This window comes from Staphylococcus xylosus (assembly GCF_002732165.1).
GTDB lineage: Bacteria > Bacillota > Bacilli > Staphylococcales > Staphylococcaceae > Staphylococcus > Staphylococcus xylosus.
Window position 1 is genome coordinate 427,102 of the sequence record NZ_MRZO01000001.1, and the last position, 19,326, is coordinate 446,427.

Annotated in this window: 20 protein-coding genes; 12 read left to right on the forward strand and 8 right to left on the reverse strand. The window is 32.3% G+C overall.

The window, feature by feature from the left end; genetic code table 11:
- Positions 1-23 precede the first annotated feature (23 nt).
- The 4 genes from BTM19_RS02150 to BTM19_RS02165 all read left to right on the forward strand — a co-directional run bounded on the left by BTM19_RS02150 (position 24) and on the right by BTM19_RS02165 (position 3,301).
- A complete protein-coding gene (locus BTM19_RS02150) occupies positions 24-1,031 on the forward strand; it encodes a Gfo/Idh/MocA family protein (RefSeq protein WP_029377310.1) in 1,008 nt (335 codons plus the stop codon).
- A 151-nt stretch (positions 1,032-1,182) separates the two neighbouring features.
- Positions 1,183-1,752, forward strand: coding sequence for a dihydrofolate reductase family protein (locus BTM19_RS02155; RefSeq protein ID WP_197035595.1), 570 nt, complete (start codon positions 1,183-1,185; stop codon positions 1,750-1,752).
- 27 nt (positions 1,753-1,779) lie between these two features.
- On the forward strand, positions 1,780-2,598 hold the full coding sequence (locus BTM19_RS02160) for an ATP-binding cassette domain-containing protein (RefSeq protein WP_069796569.1): 819 nt from the start codon (positions 1,780-1,782) through the stop codon (positions 2,596-2,598).
- Between the two features lies 1 nt (position 2,599).
- Complete coding sequence (locus BTM19_RS02165; protein ID WP_029377314.1) at positions 2,600-3,301, forward strand: hypothetical protein; 702 nt, start codon at positions 2,600-2,602, stop codon at positions 3,299-3,301.
- 104 nt (positions 3,302-3,405) lie between these two features.
- On the opposite strand, the gene BTM19_RS02170 is transcribed toward BTM19_RS02165, so the two are convergent.
- Entirely contained in the window at positions 3,406-3,606 is a 201-nt protein-coding gene (locus tag BTM19_RS02170; protein WP_017724452.1) for a hypothetical protein, read from the reverse strand.
- A 216-nt stretch (positions 3,607-3,822) separates the two neighbouring features.
- On the opposite strand from BTM19_RS02170, the gene BTM19_RS02175 reads away from it, so the two are divergent.
- The 6 genes from BTM19_RS02175 (at position 3,823) to BTM19_RS02200 (ending at position 11,249) form a co-directional block, all read left to right on the forward strand.
- On the forward strand, positions 3,823-4,635 hold the full coding sequence (locus BTM19_RS02175) for a VOC family protein (RefSeq protein WP_029377315.1): 813 nt from the start codon (positions 3,823-3,825) through the stop codon (positions 4,633-4,635).
- Between the two features lie 18 nt (positions 4,636-4,653).
- Positions 4,654-4,857: a DUF6501 family protein gene (locus BTM19_RS02180; protein WP_029377316.1), complete on the forward strand. Its 204-nt coding sequence runs from the start codon at positions 4,654-4,656 to the stop codon at positions 4,855-4,857.
- A gap of 174 nt (positions 4,858-5,031) precedes the next feature.
- Positions 5,032-5,823, forward strand: a complete 792-nt coding sequence (locus tag BTM19_RS02185) for an ATP-binding protein (RefSeq protein WP_029377317.1) — start codon at positions 5,032-5,034, stop codon at positions 5,821-5,823.
- 12 nt (positions 5,824-5,835) lie between these two features.
- Positions 5,836-7,725, forward strand: a complete 1,890-nt coding sequence (locus tag BTM19_RS02190) for a vWA domain-containing protein (RefSeq protein ID WP_099265713.1) — start codon at positions 5,836-5,838, stop codon at positions 7,723-7,725.
- 123 nt (positions 7,726-7,848) lie between these two features.
- Positions 7,849-9,192, forward strand: a complete 1,344-nt coding sequence (brnQ3, locus tag BTM19_RS02195) for a branched-chain amino acid-like transporter carrier protein BrnQ3 (RefSeq protein ID WP_029377319.1) — start codon at positions 7,849-7,851, stop codon at positions 9,190-9,192.
- Positions 9,193-9,659: 467 nt separating this feature from the next.
- Positions 9,660-11,249 (forward strand): BCCT family transporter, encoded by a 1,590-nt coding sequence (locus tag BTM19_RS02200; RefSeq protein ID WP_069796615.1) that lies wholly within the window; start codon positions 9,660-9,662, stop codon positions 11,247-11,249.
- 288 nt (positions 11,250-11,537) lie between these two features.
- On the opposite strand, the gene BTM19_RS02205 is transcribed toward BTM19_RS02200, so the two are convergent.
- The 3 genes from BTM19_RS02205 to BTM19_RS02215 are packed head-to-tail and all read right to left on the reverse strand — an operon-like array spanning position 11,538 to position 13,605.
- On the reverse strand, positions 11,538-12,668 hold the full coding sequence (locus BTM19_RS02205) for a toxic anion resistance protein (protein ID WP_029377321.1): 1,131 nt from the start codon (positions 12,666-12,668) through the stop codon (positions 11,538-11,540).
- 30 nt (positions 12,669-12,698) lie between these two features.
- On the reverse strand, positions 12,699-13,322 hold the full coding sequence (locus tag BTM19_RS02210) for a 5-bromo-4-chloroindolyl phosphate hydrolysis family protein (protein ID WP_029377322.1): 624 nt from the start codon (positions 13,320-13,322) through the stop codon (positions 12,699-12,701).
- A gap of 13 nt (positions 13,323-13,335) precedes the next feature.
- Positions 13,336-13,605, reverse strand: coding sequence for an acylphosphatase (locus BTM19_RS02215; RefSeq protein WP_029377323.1), 270 nt, complete (start codon positions 13,603-13,605; stop codon positions 13,336-13,338).
- A 361-nt stretch (positions 13,606-13,966) separates the two neighbouring features.
- On the opposite strand from BTM19_RS02215, the gene msaA reads away from it, so the two are divergent.
- Both msaA and cspA read left to right on the forward strand, forming a co-directional pair.
- Positions 13,967-14,275, forward strand: coding sequence for a regulatory protein MsaA (msaA, locus tag BTM19_RS02220; protein ID WP_029377324.1), 309 nt, complete (start codon positions 13,967-13,969; stop codon positions 14,273-14,275).
- A 182-nt stretch (positions 14,276-14,457) separates the two neighbouring features.
- Positions 14,458-14,658 carry a cold shock protein CspA gene (gene cspA, locus BTM19_RS02225; protein WP_001831260.1) on the forward strand — a complete coding sequence of 67 codons (201 nt, stop codon included), beginning with the start codon at positions 14,458-14,460 and terminating at the stop codon, positions 14,656-14,658.
- Positions 14,659-14,861: 203 nt separating this feature from the next.
- On the opposite strand, the gene lysA is transcribed toward cspA, so the two are convergent.
- The 4 genes from lysA to dapD all read right to left on the reverse strand — a co-directional run bounded on the left by lysA (position 14,862) and on the right by dapD (position 19,314).
- Positions 14,862-16,127, reverse strand: coding sequence for a diaminopimelate decarboxylase (gene lysA, locus BTM19_RS02230; RefSeq protein WP_029377325.1), 1,266 nt, complete (start codon positions 16,125-16,127; stop codon positions 14,862-14,864).
- Between the two features lie 3 nt (positions 16,128-16,130).
- Positions 16,131-17,204 (reverse strand): alanine racemase, encoded by a 1,074-nt coding sequence (locus BTM19_RS02235; protein WP_029377326.1) that lies wholly within the window; start codon positions 17,202-17,204, stop codon positions 16,131-16,133.
- The gene (locus tag BTM19_RS02240; RefSeq protein ID WP_029377327.1) at positions 17,201-18,358 is read right to left on the reverse strand and encodes an amidohydrolase; all 1,158 of its coding nucleotides are present in this window, start codon (positions 18,356-18,358) and stop codon (positions 17,201-17,203) included. The genes BTM19_RS02235 and BTM19_RS02240 overlap by 4 nt, the downstream gene beginning before the upstream one ends.
- Before the next feature lie 236 nt (positions 18,359-18,594).
- A complete protein-coding gene (gene dapD, locus BTM19_RS02245) occupies positions 18,595-19,314 on the reverse strand; it encodes a 2,3,4,5-tetrahydropyridine-2,6-dicarboxylate N-acetyltransferase (protein ID WP_038678473.1) in 720 nt (239 codons plus the stop codon).
- Positions 19,315-19,326: the final 12 nt, after the last annotated feature.

The following is a 19,326-nucleotide window of genomic DNA, read 5'->3' on the forward strand; positions in this document are numbered from 1 at the left end:
CAGCTATAACAGGAGATGGTAAAATGTTGAAAGTTGGTGTAGTCGGTTTAGGCGATATCTCACAAATTCATATACATGCAATACAACAAAATCCTAAAGCTCAATTAATCGCAGTATGCGATGAAGATATGACATTAAAAAACAAGGTGCCTCATAGCAATTTTTACAATGATTTAAATAGCATGTTAGATTCAGAGACATTAGATTGCGTTCATATTTGTTTACCTCACCATTTACATGTATCTGCAACTACAACATGTGTTGAAAGAGGTGTTCATGTATTACAAGAAAAGCCCTTAGCTGTAAATGCAAAAGAAGGACTCGAATTAGTCACACTACAACGTCAATTTCCAGAAATTAAGATAGGTATATGCTTTCAGAATAGATATAATGATACCTTCCAAACATTAAATCGCATTGTTAGAAGCGGACAATACGGTGAGGTCATTGGAGTAAAAGGTCTAGTAACATGGTTTAGACCTGAATCCTACTACACAGAGAAACCTTGGCGTGGACAAATGGATTATGCAGGTGGAGGTGTTCTAATCAATCAATCCATTCATACATTAGATTTAATGCAACTACTTTGTGGCAATATAGCTTCGATTAAAGGAACTGTATCTCAGTTATTAGATTATGATATCGAAGTAGAAGATACCGCATCCGCACATATTAAATTTGAAAATAATGCAAACGGTATGTTCTTTGCTACTAATGCTAATTTCGGAAATTCCAGCGTAGAGTTACAGGTTATATTTGAAAACGAAAAATTAACAATTAAAGATAATATACTTACACGCATGAATAAACAGGGTTATAAGATTCAAATTAAAGAAGATGAAAAACTAGATGGTGATAAATCATATTACGGACCTAGCCATGGTAAACTGATTAACCAATTCTACGATTGCATTATTAATGATGAAAATGATTATATACAACCTAAAGATGCATTAGCATCTATCGCCATGATTGATGCTATACAAAAATCTTCCAAATCAAATAGTGCGGTCTATTTTACAAGTAATTAAATAAATTTATTATCATTCGAAATTATTGCACATCGATTTTTATCGTTGTGCATTTTTAATTCGAATTTATTTATATTAAAATTATTATCAATTGAAATCATTCATATATTTCCATATACTAAATATAAAATCGATAATGGCAGGTGTTAAAGTGAACAATCAATCGAAGGTTATTTTAGATCTCGCCGTAAGTCTAGATGGCTATATAGAAGGACCTAACGGAGAAGTTGACTGGTGTATTATGGACTCCGAAATGAATTTCAACACTTTTTTAAAACAGATTAGCGCTATCATATATGGCAGAAAAAGTTATGATTTATGGGGAACTTATACCCCTCCACTCGGTAATGCAGAAAATGGGGACGACACTATGTGGCAAGAGATCCATAGTAAACAGAAATATGTATTTACTCACCAAAAAAGTCTTGTTTCTGCTAATGCTGAATATATACATTCAGAAGATATGGTAGTAAGTTTAGACGAAATCAAAGCACAACAGACTAAAGATATTTGGTTATATGGCGGTTCAAGTATTATAACTTCTTTTATAAATAATAACTTAATAGATGAATATCGCTTATCTATACACCCAGTTGTGTTAGGTTCTGGAAAACCTTTATTTGAACATTTAACAAATAGAGTTAACCTGATACATGTAGAAACTAATACATATCAAAGCGGTGTCGTGCAACTTATATATAATAAAAACAATTCATTATAGCTAAGCATTGTATAAAGGAGTATATTTATGGCTGAAATAGCAGTAGCAATGGACCAGGTTACATTAAAGCTCAACAACAAAACAATCATCAATAATTTATCATTTCAAATACCTAAAGGCTCAATCACCTTGTTAAAAGGGAAGAATGGCGTTGGTAAAAGTTTAACACTCAAATTGATGACACAGTTAATAACACCTAACGCTGGTAATATTACTGTCTCGGGCCATACAAGTTACGCGCCTGATAGTTTTCCTGAAAATATAAAACTAACAACAAAATCATTTCTAACAACTATTCAAAATTTGAATATGAAGCGGAAATCTGACAGCCAAACCGTCGATGACTATTTAGCACTATTAAGCCTATCTTCACTTCAAAACACTAAATTACATCATCTTTCAAAGGGCTCTTTACAAAAAGTGAACATTATCCAAAGCTTATTAACGGATGCTGATATATTAGTATTTGATGAACCTTTTTCAGGTTTAGATAAAACGTCAGAAGCACAATTTTTAACCCGATTACAACAATTATCGAAAACTAAAACAATAATTATTACAGATCATGATGCAAATATTGAACATACAATTGCGACTCATATATTAAGTTTAGATGATTATACATTCATCCCACAATCTAAGCATCAAGAGTTGAAGACTATCACGATTAGCAACCAACAATCTGTTGGTGATGTCATTGAACATGATTTAGCGTCATGGGTACACGTTAAAGCAACTTCTAACCATCAATATGTAACCTTGCAAGTTGACAAAGAAAATGTAAATATCGTTTTACAACATTTGCTAAAGCACAATTGCGAAATCATCGAAGTAAAGGATCTTTAAAATGATATATTCTTTTTTAAAATACGAACATCTAAAATTTTTAACATCATATCAATTCATTGCACCAGTATTCACATATTTACTGTGGATCATTGGCATTTATATCTATCGAGATATGCCTGTGCTATCAAGCTATGGTTCTACAGCGATTGGTTTATTTATAGTGATGACGTGGATAACTATTATTAATTTCGGTCGTGACACTTTAAATGAACGTCATATCTTCTATATGCAATTACAATCAAAAACTACTTATTTGTTAATAAAGATACTTTATATATTTTTATTTAGTACATTATTGGTTATTGTTTCATTGATTTATCCTCTTTTACTTAATGTATTTGATAAACCTGTTTCATTGAATTTCGTCTTAATTGGCATAGTTACCCATCTATTGTTAAGTATGTTTGGTATTATGTTAGGCGCTTTTATTACAAATACGCACATTGCCACTAAATCTTACAGATGGTTATTAACAATATTTATTATGCTCATCATTTTCACTAAAGAGGTAATTATAACAACTGTACCTTTTACAAAATGGTTACTCTGGTTATTACCACCAATTAGTAATCTTTTAAACCAATTGAATAGCGATAATTTGTCAATTCTGAATAGCCATTTTCTCCTGATATGTTTATTTGCTGTGATTTATATTCTGATAGCACTTAAATTGCTTATTGTACTATTTAAAAAGGCCTGACTAATTCGTAAAAAAAAGACATCCCTACAAGTTAGAATGTACAACAAACTTGTAGGGATGTCTTTTTATTGATTTAAAGAGTCAAAATATAACTAAAATTACAATTAAGCAATATAAACAAACAGCTCAATAATAGCAATAATTAAAAATACTAAAAATACAACGCCGTAAATATTATTCTTTTTAGCGCTTTGCTCATTTTGAGATTTTTGTTTTGCTTTATTGTTTATGTTAGTGAAGAAGGTAATACCAGAATAAACTGCAATAAGTACGGTTATACCAAACACAAACCACATACCACCCATTATGACAAACCTCCTTTAAAAATAATCAATATGCTACTAATCTTTTTTTAAGATTAAAATCATGATATATACCTATATTAATACATTTTTGGGGTTCATCCAATGTATATTCTAAAAATTTAATTAATATACATATTTACCTTAAACTTCATCGTATAAATAACGCATGAAATAAGTTATAATGATTGAAAAGCTATGAATAAAGGAGTTAATATAATGAATGGTCTTAGAAGTGTAACCACAGGGACAGATAATTTAGAAAAAACTAAAACTTTATTTAAAGATGTATTAGGTCTAAATGTTGCAGATAAGGGGCAAGCTCTCCGTTTCGGCGATGCAGAACTCAACTCTGGCACACGTATCCATTTTGTAGAAATACCAAATTATACGAATCAAGACAATCATATTGAAAATATTGGTTTACGTTTACCAAGTGACGAAGGTTTAGATGAATACCGAGCTATCTTAGATGACCATCAAATTGATCATAGTGAAATTACTGATTTAAATGGGCATAAGTATTTTGAATTTAATGACCATAATCATCAGACATTCAATATATATTCAAACGAGCATAATACGGGTGCCCCTCTAGGGATGCCCACATTTGATAGTACTGTTAATCCACTGCATCAAATTCAAGGATTAGGGCCAGTCTTACTTAAAGTAAATGAATTACTACTTACTCAATCTATTTTGACAAAAGTGTTTGGACTTACGCATTTTGCAGAATACACACCACATCCTGAATCGGACTATAAAGTACAAGTATTCCGAATCGGAGAAGGCGGTTTAGGTGGAGAATTGCATTTATACGCTGCTGATGAAGATTTGAAGATGCCGAAACATGGTATTGTAGAACAAATTGAGTTTGCAACTGAATCCAAGGCACAATTCCAAAATGCATTACAACAACTTGAATCTATAGGTATCCCTTATCAATCATTAGATCAAGAAGGTGAAAAATCCTTAAGAATTAGTGAAAAAAGTGGTATCACTTTTATATTGACTTTAGAAATTAAATCATAGAAAGAGGAATGTTTATTTATGTTACATGAAACATGGAAAGAAAATACACCAGTGAAAAAAGTTGAAGTTATCCATACAAATGCTAAGAAATTTACAGTTTCTGATATGCTAACTGTTGGGCAACAATATAATGTTATAAATGAAACTGAAGAATATTACCAAATCATTGATAACTCTGGCCTTGTTGGTGGTTATTACAAAGAATATTTCAAAGAAGTATAGAATTAATTTGAATTAGTTGATAAATATTGCGCTCATATTGTGTTGCGCGTTTAAATAATTTCTTAACAAATAAGGCTAGGGCGAAATCTGATGATGTATTCATGCCCCAGTCTATTTTTAATGATTTCTTATTAAACAAATAAGCCATATTTTATATAGAGGAGACAATTCACGATGACAAGTACAAACTATATTAATAGAGATGAAACAGTCTTTAACGACGCAGAAGCTTTGATGCAATTAAACAAAAATATCTTACTAAAAGGGCCTACAGGATCTGGTAAGACAAAATTAGCAGAAACATTAAGTGAAACAACAAATCGCCCAATGCATCAAATCAACTGTTCAGTCGATTTAGACGCGGAAAGCTTACTCGGTTTCAAAACTATACAAACCAATGACAATGGGACACAAGAAATTGTTTTTATAGATGGACCAGTAATTAAAGCCATGAAAGAAGGCCATATATTGTATATAGATGAAATTAATATGGCTAAACCTGAAACGTTACCTATTTTAAATGGCGTACTAGACTACCGTAGAAAACTAACGAATCCATTTACAGGGGAAGTAGTCAATGCAGCACCCGGATTCAATGTAATTGCGGCAATCAACGTTGGCTACATAGGAACCTTGCCAATGAACGAAGCATTGAAAAATCGTTTTGTTGTCATTCAAGTAGACTACATCGATGGTGATATTTTAAGTGATGTCATTAAACAACAAAGTCAGTTAAATGACGATGCGTTAATTCAAAAAATCATTAAATTTAATGAAGATTTACGTACAATGACTAAACAGGGTCAAATTTCAGAAGAAGCGGCTAGTATTCGTGCACTTATAGATTTAAGTGATTTAGCTACTATTATGCCAATCAGACGTGCTATTCAACGAACAATAATAGATAAGTTAGAAGATGAGCGAGAACAGCAAGCTATTTTAAATGCAGTAGAATTAAACTTTTAGTGAGGGATAAACATGAGTAATCGTTTTATAAAATTTAATGACGAACAGCTAGATGCTAAACAAGTGATGATGCTTCAGGATTTAGCACGTCTTTTACTGAAAAATGAGCAAACACAAGTTAAGATTCAAAAGTTCCCTTATTACGATCCAATTAATAACACTTTAATCACTAGTTCTTTTTGGTCACATAGAGATGCTAATGTTGAAACTACGGGATTAAAAACTGACGTCATGCTCGCTGCTTATGGTTATCAGATGATGGACGAAAAGATTGTGAATCATGTTATACAGAACCAGGAGTTCAAACATCCCAAATTTTATCAACAACTTTTCAAATTACTTGAAGATCAACGTATCTTAGGCGCAATAGCAAAAGAACGTCCATCGACGAAATCAGCTATTCAGATGCGTAATGAAGTTAGACTCAACTACACTAAGACACAAATCAATGTATATAGAACCAAAACTACTTTTACAGATTTATTATTTTTATATTTAGAAGCTTCTTTTATAACAGAAAACTTTTACGATATACCACAAATACATCCACAAATTGATGATGTGTTAAATAATATGTATATGTACTTACCAAACTTTTTCTATAACAAGTCTTCCGAAGATAATATGTATTTAGTTGAGCGCATTATGTTCCAAATTGACGATATATTAAAAGAGGATATGCTAAACGAGTATTATCATTTACCAAAAAAAGTTTATGAATCTATACAAGCACTTCAATTTGAGGATTTAACTAGAACAGATGCGAGCAATACGGACGGTACTTCAAAAGAAGACAAAGACGAAGATTCAGTAAGTGAAGAGATGGAATCAAATAACCAAGATAGTGCCTCACAAGGTGGCGCGTACTTAGAAATGGAATTACACGAAGGCGAAAATAGTGACGTTATGGGAGATAATGATAATGCGCGTGAAGGCGATGCCGGCGATGATATGACTGATATGCAAACTAAAAAGGGTAAAGGTTCATCTAACAATATAGAAGACGATCAAGGTGGTTCAGTTGGACTTAATCAAGCGTTTGCCTTAAAAGGAATTAATGAAAATGTCGAAATCAAATGGAACATCCCTGAAATCAAACCCCAATTTATTCATGAATACCACGAGGTTGAATCTGATGTCCAGTTTGAAACCAAAGATTTAATTCAAATCATACAAAAAACCATTGATAGAGAATATCAAGATGAACGACATAATTTAACAAAAGGTAGATTACAGAAGAATCTACTCAATTGGTTTATAGATGATCAATATAAGTTATTTTATAAGAAAAAAGACTTAAGTCAGTCATTCGATGCTACGTTCACGTTATTAGTAGATGCTTCAGCCAGTATGCAAGATAAAATGGAAGAAACAATAAAAGGCGTCGTGCTATTTCACGAAACATTAAAGAGTCTCAATGTAAAACATGAAATATTGGCATTCAATGAAGATGCTTTCGATGCCGATGAAGCAAACCAACCTAATATTATTGATGAGATCATCACATATAATCGTTCTATGATGGATAAAGAAGGTCCAAGAATAATGGCGTTAGAGCCTCAAGATGATAATAGAGATGGTGTTGCTATTAGAATTGGTAGCGAAAGACTCATGCGTCGCTCTCATAATCAACGTTTTTTAATTGTCTTTTCAGATGGAGAACCTTCTGCATATAATTATAGCCAAGATGGTATATTAGATACGTATGAAGCGGTTGAGACAGCTCGTAAAATGGGCATCGAAGTCTTCAATGTATTTTTGAGTCAGGAGCCTATCACAGAAGATATTGAGCAAACGATTCACAATATATATGGACAATATGCTTTATTTGTAGAAGGTGTTGAAAATCTTCCATCCCAATTATCACCATTATTGAAAAAACTATTATTAAAGTCATTTTAAATAGGCTATTTTTGATAAATAATAAACGATATATTTAAATATTCTGAAATTTATATAGACGATATCTAATTAACCATGATAGAATAGGTAATATTATTTTATTGGTTAGAAGGAGCAAGTCATATGAATAAAAATACATGGATTATAGGTTTTACATTGTTCGCAATGTTTTTTGGGGCAGGTAATCTTATTTTCCCACCAAATTTAGGCTTAGATAGTGGACAGTATTTCTGGCCATCAATCTTAGCATTTGCTTTAACTGGTATCGGACTACCACTATTAGGCGTTGTCGTAGGCGCGTTAGATAAACAAGGTTATATAGGATCGTTAAATAAAATTTCACCTAAATTCTCTATCATATTCCTAGTCATCATCTATCTTACAATTGGACCACTGTTCGCGATTCCTCGTACAGCATCGACATCGTTTGAAATGACAGTAACACCTATTGCACACACAAATAGTAGTTTAGCATTACTTATCTTTACGGTTTTATTTTTCTTGATAGTCTTATATTTATGTATTAACCCAACTAAAATGGTAGATCGCATTGGTTCTCTATTAACACCACTGTTATTGATCACTATTTTAGCAATGATTATCAAAGGATTTGTTGATTATGGCAGTAATTCGCATAGTCAAGCTGCTGAAACATTCACATCGAACTTTGCAGGTTTCTCACAAGGATTTACAAATGGTTATCTTACTATGGATGCCATCGCAGCTATAGCTTTCTCGATGATTGTCGTTAATGCAGTAAAATCAACAGGTATTACACATGCCAACCAAATCTTCAAGCAAACGTTAATGGCAGGTATTATCGCAGCTGTAGCTTTAATGTTTATTTATATCTCATTAGGATTTATAGGTAATCATATGGCTGTTCCTCAAGAAAAAATAGCTAGCTTGAATGCAAATGACCAAAATATTGGTACATATTTATTAACGACTATGGCCAGTGTTGGCTTTGGGACATTTGGTAAATATTTATTAGGTATTATTGTGGCACTTGCTTGTCTCACAACAGCTTGCGGATTAGTCGTAGCTGTATCAGAATATTTCCATAGAATTTTCCCAAGAATTTCTTACAGAATATATGTAATTGTGTTTACACTAATTAGTTTTATTTTAGCAAACCAAGGACTTAACTCAGTCATTACTATGTCTGTGCCAGTATTAAGTATTGTGTACCCTGTAGCAATTACATCGGTATTACTTATTTTATTAGCACGTTTTGTACCTACAAAACCAATTGCACAACAAATTCCTGTTGCAATCGTTACGATTGTATCTATTTTAAGTGTCATTCATACACAAGGCTGGCTAAAATTGAGTTTCATTGAAAGCTTGCCACTAAAAGACTATTCACTTGAATGGTTCCCAATTGCTGTTGTGACAACAATCATAGGTTATATTGTAGCTGCAATGGTTAAAAATCAAAAACCAATTGTTTACGAAAAAGAATAATAATAATAAAGGCAAATTAGCGCTTAAGCTGGCGTTGATTTGCTTTTTTATGTAATTAATCGATAAATAGATACTTCTATCTTATTCAAACTTCTTGTTAACTGAATATGTAAACTTGAAGAAAATAAATTTGAAAAATCGATTTGATTAGTTTTTAAAAATAGGCTATACTCTTTACTTCAAGTGTTTCGTCAAAGAACAATATAAGAGTATTACAGTGATAGTCAATTGGTATTTACATAAGTGCGTAATAGTGTATTTTTTACGGAATGTGATTTTTTAATATAGATAAAACAGCTTACATAAAGTATTTGTGGTTGCCACACAAACGCTCAAACCTCTCATATTATAGATTCACCTTTACTATTTAATGTACCAATAAGTATCTTATTCAAATTATTAAAAGCGACATCATAAACTCAATAATTATATTGTTCAGAACACGTATAATAGAGGGGTCGAATAATATTAAATATTCACAATGGAAAGATAAATTAGATTGGCCAGTATTTTTGATTAGTGGGGGCATCCTTGTTTTATTTGTATTGATGTCATCCATTTTTACACAGACAACTTCGAATTTCGTACAAAAAGGTTTTCAAATTTCAATTACTTATTTTGGAGCTTTTTGGCAAGTATTACTTTTAGCAACATTTGCAGTAGGTGCATTTTTGGCATTTTCAAAATATGGTCGTGTTCGACTAGGAAATGCTTCTAAACCAGAAATGGGTTATTTTAGATGGGCTGCTATCGTAATCACATCGGGCTTAGGCGCTGGTGCTATTTTTTGGGCTGCAGCAGAACCGATGTATTATTTTATAGATGTGCCTCCAACGATGGATCCTGACATTAAAAATGGCAGTACTCAAGCCATACCAGCTGCTATGGCACAAAGTTTTACTTCTTGGGGCTTTACAGCGTGGGCAGTTTATGGCGCTGTTAGCGGTATTATTATTATGTATGCACACTATAATAAACATTTAAAAATGCGTCCTCGTACACTACTATATCCAATTTTTGGTAGTAAAATAGAAAAAAATAAAATTGGATGGATTATAGATGTGTTTTGTATTTTAGGTGCTGTCGCTGGTACTATTGGAACAATTGGATTCTTCGGTTTTCAATTTAGTTACTGGTTACATAGCATTTTTGGTATACCCGATAATATAATCACTCAAATATTGTCTGTTACAGGCTTAATGGTTGTTGTAACTATCTCTGCTACTACCGGCATTGAGAAAGGTATTCAATTTTTAAGTAAATTAAATGTATGGTTAGCACTAGCACTTGCAGCATTTATATTATTATTAGGTCCTGGGCACTTTATTATAGATACATTTATATCTTCATATGGTGTTTATATCACTCATTTTCTAGAAATAAGTACATTTAGAGGAAATGATAAATGGGCTGGCGCATGGATGCTATTTTTCTTTGGTTGGTTTATAGGATATGGGCCATTAATGGGAATGTTAGTTGCTCGTGTATCTAGAGGTCGTACAATTAGAGAAATATTTTTACTTGTATCAATAGTAGCTGCAGTAGTTTCTCATATATGGTTTTCTATTCTTGGCGGTAGCGGACTTTTTTATGAAATCAAAAACAGTGGTGCAATCAGTGGGCCATTAACAGATAACGGCTTACCTGCAGCAGTCATTTCAATTGCGTCTCATTTACCATTAGGCACTGTTATTGTCATTGTTTTATTACTATTGACGTTAATATTTGTCATCACCACTGCCGATACGATGTCGTATTCAATTTCGATGTCTGTTACAGGAGAAGGTGACCCACCTAAAATGATAAGACTCTTTTGGGTTGTTATTATGGGCGTTATTTCAATTGTTCTAATTAATATAGGGGAAGGTAGTATCAATGCTATTCAATCTTTTATTATTATTACGGCCGTTCCTATATCAATCATTATGCTGCCAGCAGTTTGGACAGCACCAAAAATTGCACATAAATTAGCTGTAGAACAAAACATAGTAGCTAATAAAGATGCAGATACTTCAAAAGACGATATTTTAGCTAAAAAAACTTCTAATAACGATTAAACTAATTGTAATTTCAAAACATATAATAGAAATGTTTCAGTTTAACACTAAAATTAAATTGAAAGTAAACTTATATTAGATTCAAAAAGGGCGTATCCATTATGAAAATGGGTACGCTTTTTACTATAATATTTTACTATAATAAATTTTTTGGCGTATACGCCCCTAAGAGAAAATAGACTTATAACAAGTTTTCACGACTTAATGTACTATCAACAAAAACTCCGAGACATCTATTTATGTCCCGGAGTCACTGCTCAAAGTAAATATTTAATTAACCATCAAGAATTATTTATTTTGTTTCATATCTAAAAGTTGATTTTGTAATTCGGTTTCAAGTTGATTCAATTCGGACTCAGCTTGTTTACGTTTATTACGACCTTGTTCTTGAATCTGTAATGTCTGTTCTATTGTTTCAATAATGTCATTTTGCGTTGTTTTAAGAGTCTCAATATCAACGACACCACGCTCATTTTCAGTAGCAGTTGCTAGAGCATTTTGTTTCAATAGTTCAGAGTTCTTTAATAATAAATCATTTGTCGTATCAGTAACGGCTTTTTGAGCAGTTACTGCATTTCGTTGTCTCATTAAAGTTAATGCAATTGACATTTGATTTTTCCACAATGGTATACTTGTCAGAATAGAACTTTGAATTTTTTCTGCTAATGCTTGGTTAACATTTTGAATCATTCGTATCTGTGGCGCTGTTTGTATCGCAATTTGTCTAGATAATTGTAAATCATAAATACGTTTGTCTAAGCGATCGATAAATTGCTCCATATCAGATGCAGCTTGCACATCCATTTGATTACCTGTTGATTTTGCTTGCGCTCTTAATTTAGGCACATCCTCTTGTTGCAAATCATGCTGCTTCTTTTTGGCAGCTTCAATATACAGTGATAATTCATCAAAATAGTCTTTATTCATATTATATAATTCATCTAGCATATCTACATCTTTAACTAAGTTGTTTTTATGCTTATCTAACTCAATAGATATGCGATCTATCTGTGAGCCAACCGACTGCATCTTTGAAAATATTTCATTTACAGAGGCTTTTGTTCTTCTAAAAATACGCTTTAATTTCGATTGGTTTTCTGGATTCAATTCATCAGGATTTACTGATTTTAATTTGCTCATCAGTCCATTTAACGATTCACCAACTGGTCCAACGTCAGTTGTTTTGACCTCATTTAATATACGGTGTGAGAATTGTGACATATGTGATTGTGCTTCCGTACCATAATTTAGTAAGCCATCATGATCCATAGGTTTTATTTTTTCGCTCAACTCATTAATCTTTTGTTGCTCTTTTTCAGTATATTGGGTAGAGTTGACCACTTCAGACTTACTTGTAGAATTTTCTTCTATATATTTATCTAATGGATGCGAATTTATATAGTCTTGTTCTCTTGCCATAAAATCTCTCTCCATTCTTATTTTAATTTGCTACTTCTTATTTCGACTTTGTTCAATTTTGTTTAATTCCATCTCTATATCTAACTTGCTATAATCTTCATCATTAATTCTTCTTAAATCAGCTACCAATGTTCTTTTAACTTCATCCAAAGTAATTCTTGTTTGTTCTAATTTTTGTTTTTCTTCTTTAGTTTTCTTAGGTGACTTAGACAATCTTGTATATGCTTCAATTAAATTCAATGCATTATCAATATGGGAGTAGAAGAAACTTTCGACTTTAAAAAATGAACTTGGTTGTTGTTTTACTGCATAAAATATAGCCCGAGATATTCTATAGATTTCATTTACTTGTCTAAAGTCTTTAATAGATCTAACATTTACAAATGATTTGAATATGCGTCTAATTTTATCCTGTGTATTGTTTAATTGACCGTTTACAAAGTGATAATCTCGACGAGTTAAACCAATTTCTTTTAAATATTTTCTAGAAGTTAAACGTTGAATAGGGAAGTAAAACGTTATAAATGTTGCTACGGAAATCAATAAATCAAAAATAAAATAAATATCTAAGGCAAATATACTAACAAACCATGCGATAACTGCTGCTGGCAAAGCAATAATTGACCCGAAAATACGAGAAATATTATATCTCAAACTTCATCTTCCTTTATATAGTTTTAAAATCTTTCAATGATTGCTCAATTTCTATCTCTTCAGTAGTAAAGTCCTCAACATGGGATGCGGGCGAAGCGCCATCTGTAACTGCGTTAATAAACTGTGTTAAAGATGGTTCATCACCTTGAGCATATATATCAACGTAATTATCTACATTTTCAACGGTACCAACAATATGATATTTTCGTGCTATTTTTTGGGTATAATAACGAAAACCTACACCTTGTACCATCCCAAATACTTTAATGTGTTTACGTTTCATAAAATCACCTCTTAATTAACATTATACGAAATTTAACGCTACAAAACTAATATTTAAGTTTATAAATTGATAGTCTATCGGTCTAAAGTATGAATCAGATAACTTGATTTTGTATATTAACTCTTTAAAATATTACACATAGACAAAAAAATTGTACGTCTCTAAATCAAAATAAAAACGTCTATATTTAGTTTTATTTTATTTCTATTTATAAACATGGGGGATTTAATTTAGAGTATATGTGTGATCGAAATACATACATAAGTATAAGCACTTTGTTCTATAAGTCTAAATAGCGAGGTGCGATCTCAGTTACACCAAAAAATGATTTAGACTATATATGAAAGGGTGAAGATTTATAATGTGGACAGTTGCAAAAATTCGAGCTGATTATGAAGGCTGGTGGTTATTTAGTGACTGGACTGATCATATCGTAGAACAGTATGACTTCGAGACTTACGATGAAATGTTAAATTTCTACAAATCATTAATTTTAAAAAGCAAAAATTCATTTGATAACTATTTAGTTGGAAAGCACAATATTCATGCATTTTATAACAATTGCGAATTAGGATTTTGTGAGGATTGCGATGAAGATTTACAAATATTCTATAGTTTTATAGTTTTAAATAAAAATGAAGTTTATTTTAATTTGCCTATAATTGAATAAACTATAAATTAACGTTTGCCTTGCAATTCAACTGAAAATATCCTATAATGTTAGTCAAGCAATTGTTTTATTCCATATTGCAAAGAATATTGTACTTACAGACTCGTACTGTCTTATTGTATTTTTTGTAATATGCGAATAACGCATATTGAATGAATATTAGTCTTGGAGGTTTCACATTTATGAAACAAGGTACAGTAAAATGGTTTAACGCTGAAAAAGGATTTGGTTTTATCGAAGTTGAAGGAGAAAACGATGTATTCGTACACTTCTCAGCAATTAACCAAGAGGGTTACAAATCATTAGAAGAAGGTCAATCAGTTGAATTTGAAGTAGTTGAAGGCGACCGCGGTCCTCAAGCTGCAAACGTTGTAAAACTATAATATAGATTGCAATATTGACTATTTAAAGAACCTTGTTAAAGGTTCTTTTTTTTATAGAACCCCTTGCTTATTTGATAAACAAGGGGTTCTTAATGCATGCGTTCTCGCATGTATTCCTATTTAATGCTTATTTATAGAACTAGATATTTTAAATAAAAAGTGGTTCCATCAACCTTAAAGGAGATGGAACCACTTTTTTAAATTTATTTCGTATCATTAATGATTAATTGACGTAATGATTGACGTTTAATAACTTCTCTAGCTTTACCGTCTTTTAAGAAGAATACTGAAGGCTTCTGCATTTGATTATAGTTTGAAGCCATTGAATAATGATAAGCTCCTGTAGATAAAACTGCTAAATAATCGCCACGTTTTACTGTGCTAGGTAATTTTGCATCTTTGATAATAACATCGCCAGACTCGCATAATTTCCCTGCAATTGTAACCGTTTCATCTTTAGGGTCATTTCTATTAACAAGTAGTGCTTCATATTGCGCATCGTATAATGACGTTCTAATATGATCGCTCATACCTCCATCAATAGAAACGTATTTATTAACATTAGGGATTTCTTTAATTGTCCCAACTTCATATAAAGTGATACCAGCTTCACCTACAATTGAACGTCCAGGTTCAATACCGATTTCAGGAATAGGGTAATTAACTTCTTCTACAATCGATCTAACCGCAGTAGTAATTTCCTCAATCCCTTCTTCGATAGGAAAACTTACATCTCCTTCAACATATTTAATGCTGAAGCCACCACCAAGATTTATTAACTCTACTTCAATATTATTTTCTTTCAACCAGTGAACTACAAGTTTTGTAGTCTCAATCATTGCTTCAGTACCCTCAATTTGAGAACCTACATGAAAATGAACACCTTTAAGGTTTAAATGTTTTGAAGTTCTAACTTTCTGTACACCTTGAATAGCTAAACCATGCTTAATAGATAAACCGAATTTACTATCTTCTTGTCCTGTTTGAATAAATTCATGCGTATGTGCTTCAACACCTGGGTTTAATCTAATGACTACATTGACTTCTTCACTTGCGTAACGATCAATAAGATCAATTTCTTCCAATGAATCTATAACGATATAACCAACTTTACTTTCTAAAGCATATCGAATTTCATGTTTTGTCTTATTATTCCCGTGAAAGTGAATATGTTGTGGGTCAAACCCAGCTTCTAAAGCTGTGTATAGTTCACCTTCAGAGACAACATCTAACTCAAGATTTTCTTCTTGTACCAACTTAATCATTTGTAAACAAGTAAATGCTTTAGATGCATATGAAACATTGTAATTTAATCCACTTTTTTTAAAAGATTCATGAAAACGTCTCATTTGATTTCTAATTTGCACTTCATCATATACAATCGTAGGCGTCCCAAAACTTTGCGCTATAGTTTTAAGACTTGTACCTCCCATTGTAAGTTCGCCACTATCATTATATTCTACTACCATAATTTATCTATACTCCTTTATTAGTGAGTCGTGATTCATTGCACTCAGTTGTTCAGAATTGGCACCGACACCTTTAAACGTATATTCATCAACACGTATATCATTATTATATAATATAACTTCATCTCGTGCATTCACGCTATCATCGACTTCTACAAACATATGACTCATCATCAACGCACGAATAGGGAAACGTTTGCCGTTTATCATCGCTTCATGCTTCGCTCTTGATTTAAGAATGCCGTCACCATAACCAATATCAACCACTGCTAGTTTAGTTTGATCTCTTGTAGCTTCAAACGCAAAACTATAACCGCAGTAATCACCTTTATTTACTTCTCTTACTTGAATGATATTGCCTTTAACGGTTAATGATTGTTGAATGACCGTTTCGTCTATCTTACTATATGGTCTAGATCCATACAAAGCAATACCTACACGCGCATGTGTATGATTAGGGAATATACCTTCTTCTCTATAATAACTTGCGCTATTTTGAGCATGAATCATATCAAATTGGTAGTTTTCAGCTAATAATGCTTCTACAATATCTAACCATGCCTCACGTTCAATCTTATAATCAGTCACATCAAATTCATCTGCATAACCAAAATGGGTCCACAATCCAACAATGCTCATTTTATTAGTATTTTGGTTTTGCTCATGGTGTGAAAGTAGTTCTTTAATTTCAGCTATCGTTTTCATTCCTGAACGATGTAATAAATTCTCATATTCTACATGTACTTGTATATCATATAGTTCATTTAAATTCTCATAATAAAATGATAGGGAAGGTAACGTCATTTGTATGTTATAAGCACGCACTTTATCAAATTCATAGACAGCATTCATTAAAAAAATAGTAGCATCTGGAGCTAGTTTACGAATCCGTATAGCTTCCCTTAATGAAGTCGTGCTAAATGTATTAATGCCTATTGCCAAAAATTGTGTAACAGCAAACTCTAATCCATAATGATATGCATTGTTTTTGACGACAGCCATCAATTGGTTGTCTTGTTTTACATTTTCAGCGTTTTTTCTAAATGTTGCTGTATCCACAGACCAAATAGCTGTCATTTTGCGCGCACCTCACTGTAAGAATTTAATATTTGTTCATAATAATCAGCAATTCTAATAAGCATATGTTCATTAAAGTTCAAATGAGAGGTATGTAATCCCGTCACAAATCCTTTGGCTTCATCGCGTACACCTACGAAAACAAAATAACTTGGAGCTAGTTGGCTATAAAAACTAAAATCTTCTCCAAATAAATATGGCGTAGGTTTATCAATCACTTCAAATTTCGCATTTTTCAAGCCATTTTCTACATGTTTACGTAAATTCGGATCATTATAAGTAGGGGGATAACCTTCTTCAAACTTCACTTCACAGTCTACATTGAATAATAATTTGACACTTTCTGCAATTTTAGCCATTTGTTGCTTAACTATTTCTAAATCATTAGTATCATAAGTACGAATAGTACCCTCCAAATATCCATGGCTAGGTACCGTATTAATAGCTTCTCCAGCTTCAAAATGACCCATATGGACTATATTTCGTTTTAAACCATTTAAATGATATTGTTGAATTTGACCAACTTGACTCAGTACATGTTGTAATGCCTCTCCACAAGAATATCCTTGTTCTTTATCCGCTACATGACTTGATAGACCATTCAAGAAGAATCTATATTCTGTAGCACTCGCAGTAATCTCTTCATCTCTGATGACAACACGACCTTCATTTTCAAATGGCATCACATGGACTCCAAACACTGCTTCAATAGGGTATTGATTAAATGCTCCGGCTCTAATTAGTCGATTTGCACCACCACCTGTTTCTTCAGCAGGTTGAAAGATAAAGACAATATTTTGAGGAAGCTCACCACGATCAGCTATGACTTTACAACGTTTAACAAAGAGCATTAACGCCGTTGTATGTCCATCATGCCCACATGCGTGCATCACATTATCCGTTTTACTTCTAAAATCTATATCATTTTCTTCGAATATTGGTAACGCATCGATATCTGCGCGATAAGCAATTGTGTGTTCACCATTACCAGGTATGTATGCAATAATCCCTGTATCAAGTGGTTTTTGATATGCGACTCCCAATTCATCTAAAAAGTTAGCAATATATTCAGTTGTTTCATATTCGTGTAGGCTCAATTCTGGATGTTGATGTAAGTAACGTCTATGTGTTGTAACAAATTCTAACTCATTCATTAAAATCAAATCCTTTTAGTTAAAGTTATATTTAGACTCTAGTTCATTCGCACAAGCCTATTATGTATCATTAAATATTATAAAAATGAGGAGGTAAGACGACCTTTTAATATATGAAATCACTATCACATATTAAAAGTTGAGACATTATAATAAATTTTATGCAGTCTCGTCTATACCTCCCATTTGGCTATTTCAATATTCATTTAAATGAATATCTTTGTTTTAATTAAGTATTAGTCATTTAATTTTCTTAATGCTGAAACAATCTCGCGTTTAGAATCTTCAACTTCACTTGTTTGCTTAATGACTTTTGCAGGAGTACCAGCCACTACAGAACCTTCTGGTACATCTTGGGTAACGATTGCGCCAGCCGCAACAATAGAACCTTTACCAACACGAACACCTTCAAGAATTACTGCATTGGCACCAATTAACACATCATCTTCGATGACTACTGGCGATGCACTTGGTGGTTCAATTACACCTGCTAATACTGCACCAGCTCCAACATGAACATTTTTACCAGTAGTAGCGCGTCCACCAAGCGTTGCATTCATATCTACCATAGTACCTTCGCCAACTACAGCTCCAATATTAATTGTAGCACCCATCATGATTACTGCACCATCTTCAATAATCGCTTGTTCACGAATAAAAGCACCAGGTTCAATTCGTGCATTTGTATTTGTTAAGTCTTTCAATGGAATTGCAGAGTTACGACGATCCATTTCAATTTCTAATTCATCAATACTTGATTGATTGCTTTCGTAAAATTGTTTCCATTCATCAGCTTCACAAAAGATTACTTTTGAATCAGCTGAACCAAATACTTTAAAGCTTTCAGGGAAACTCACATTTTCAAAATTTCCGTTTGCATAAACTTTTAGTGGTGTAGATTTTTTTGCATCACTTATAAATTGAATAATTTCTTCTGCCGTTAAATGTTGTACCATAATTAAATACGC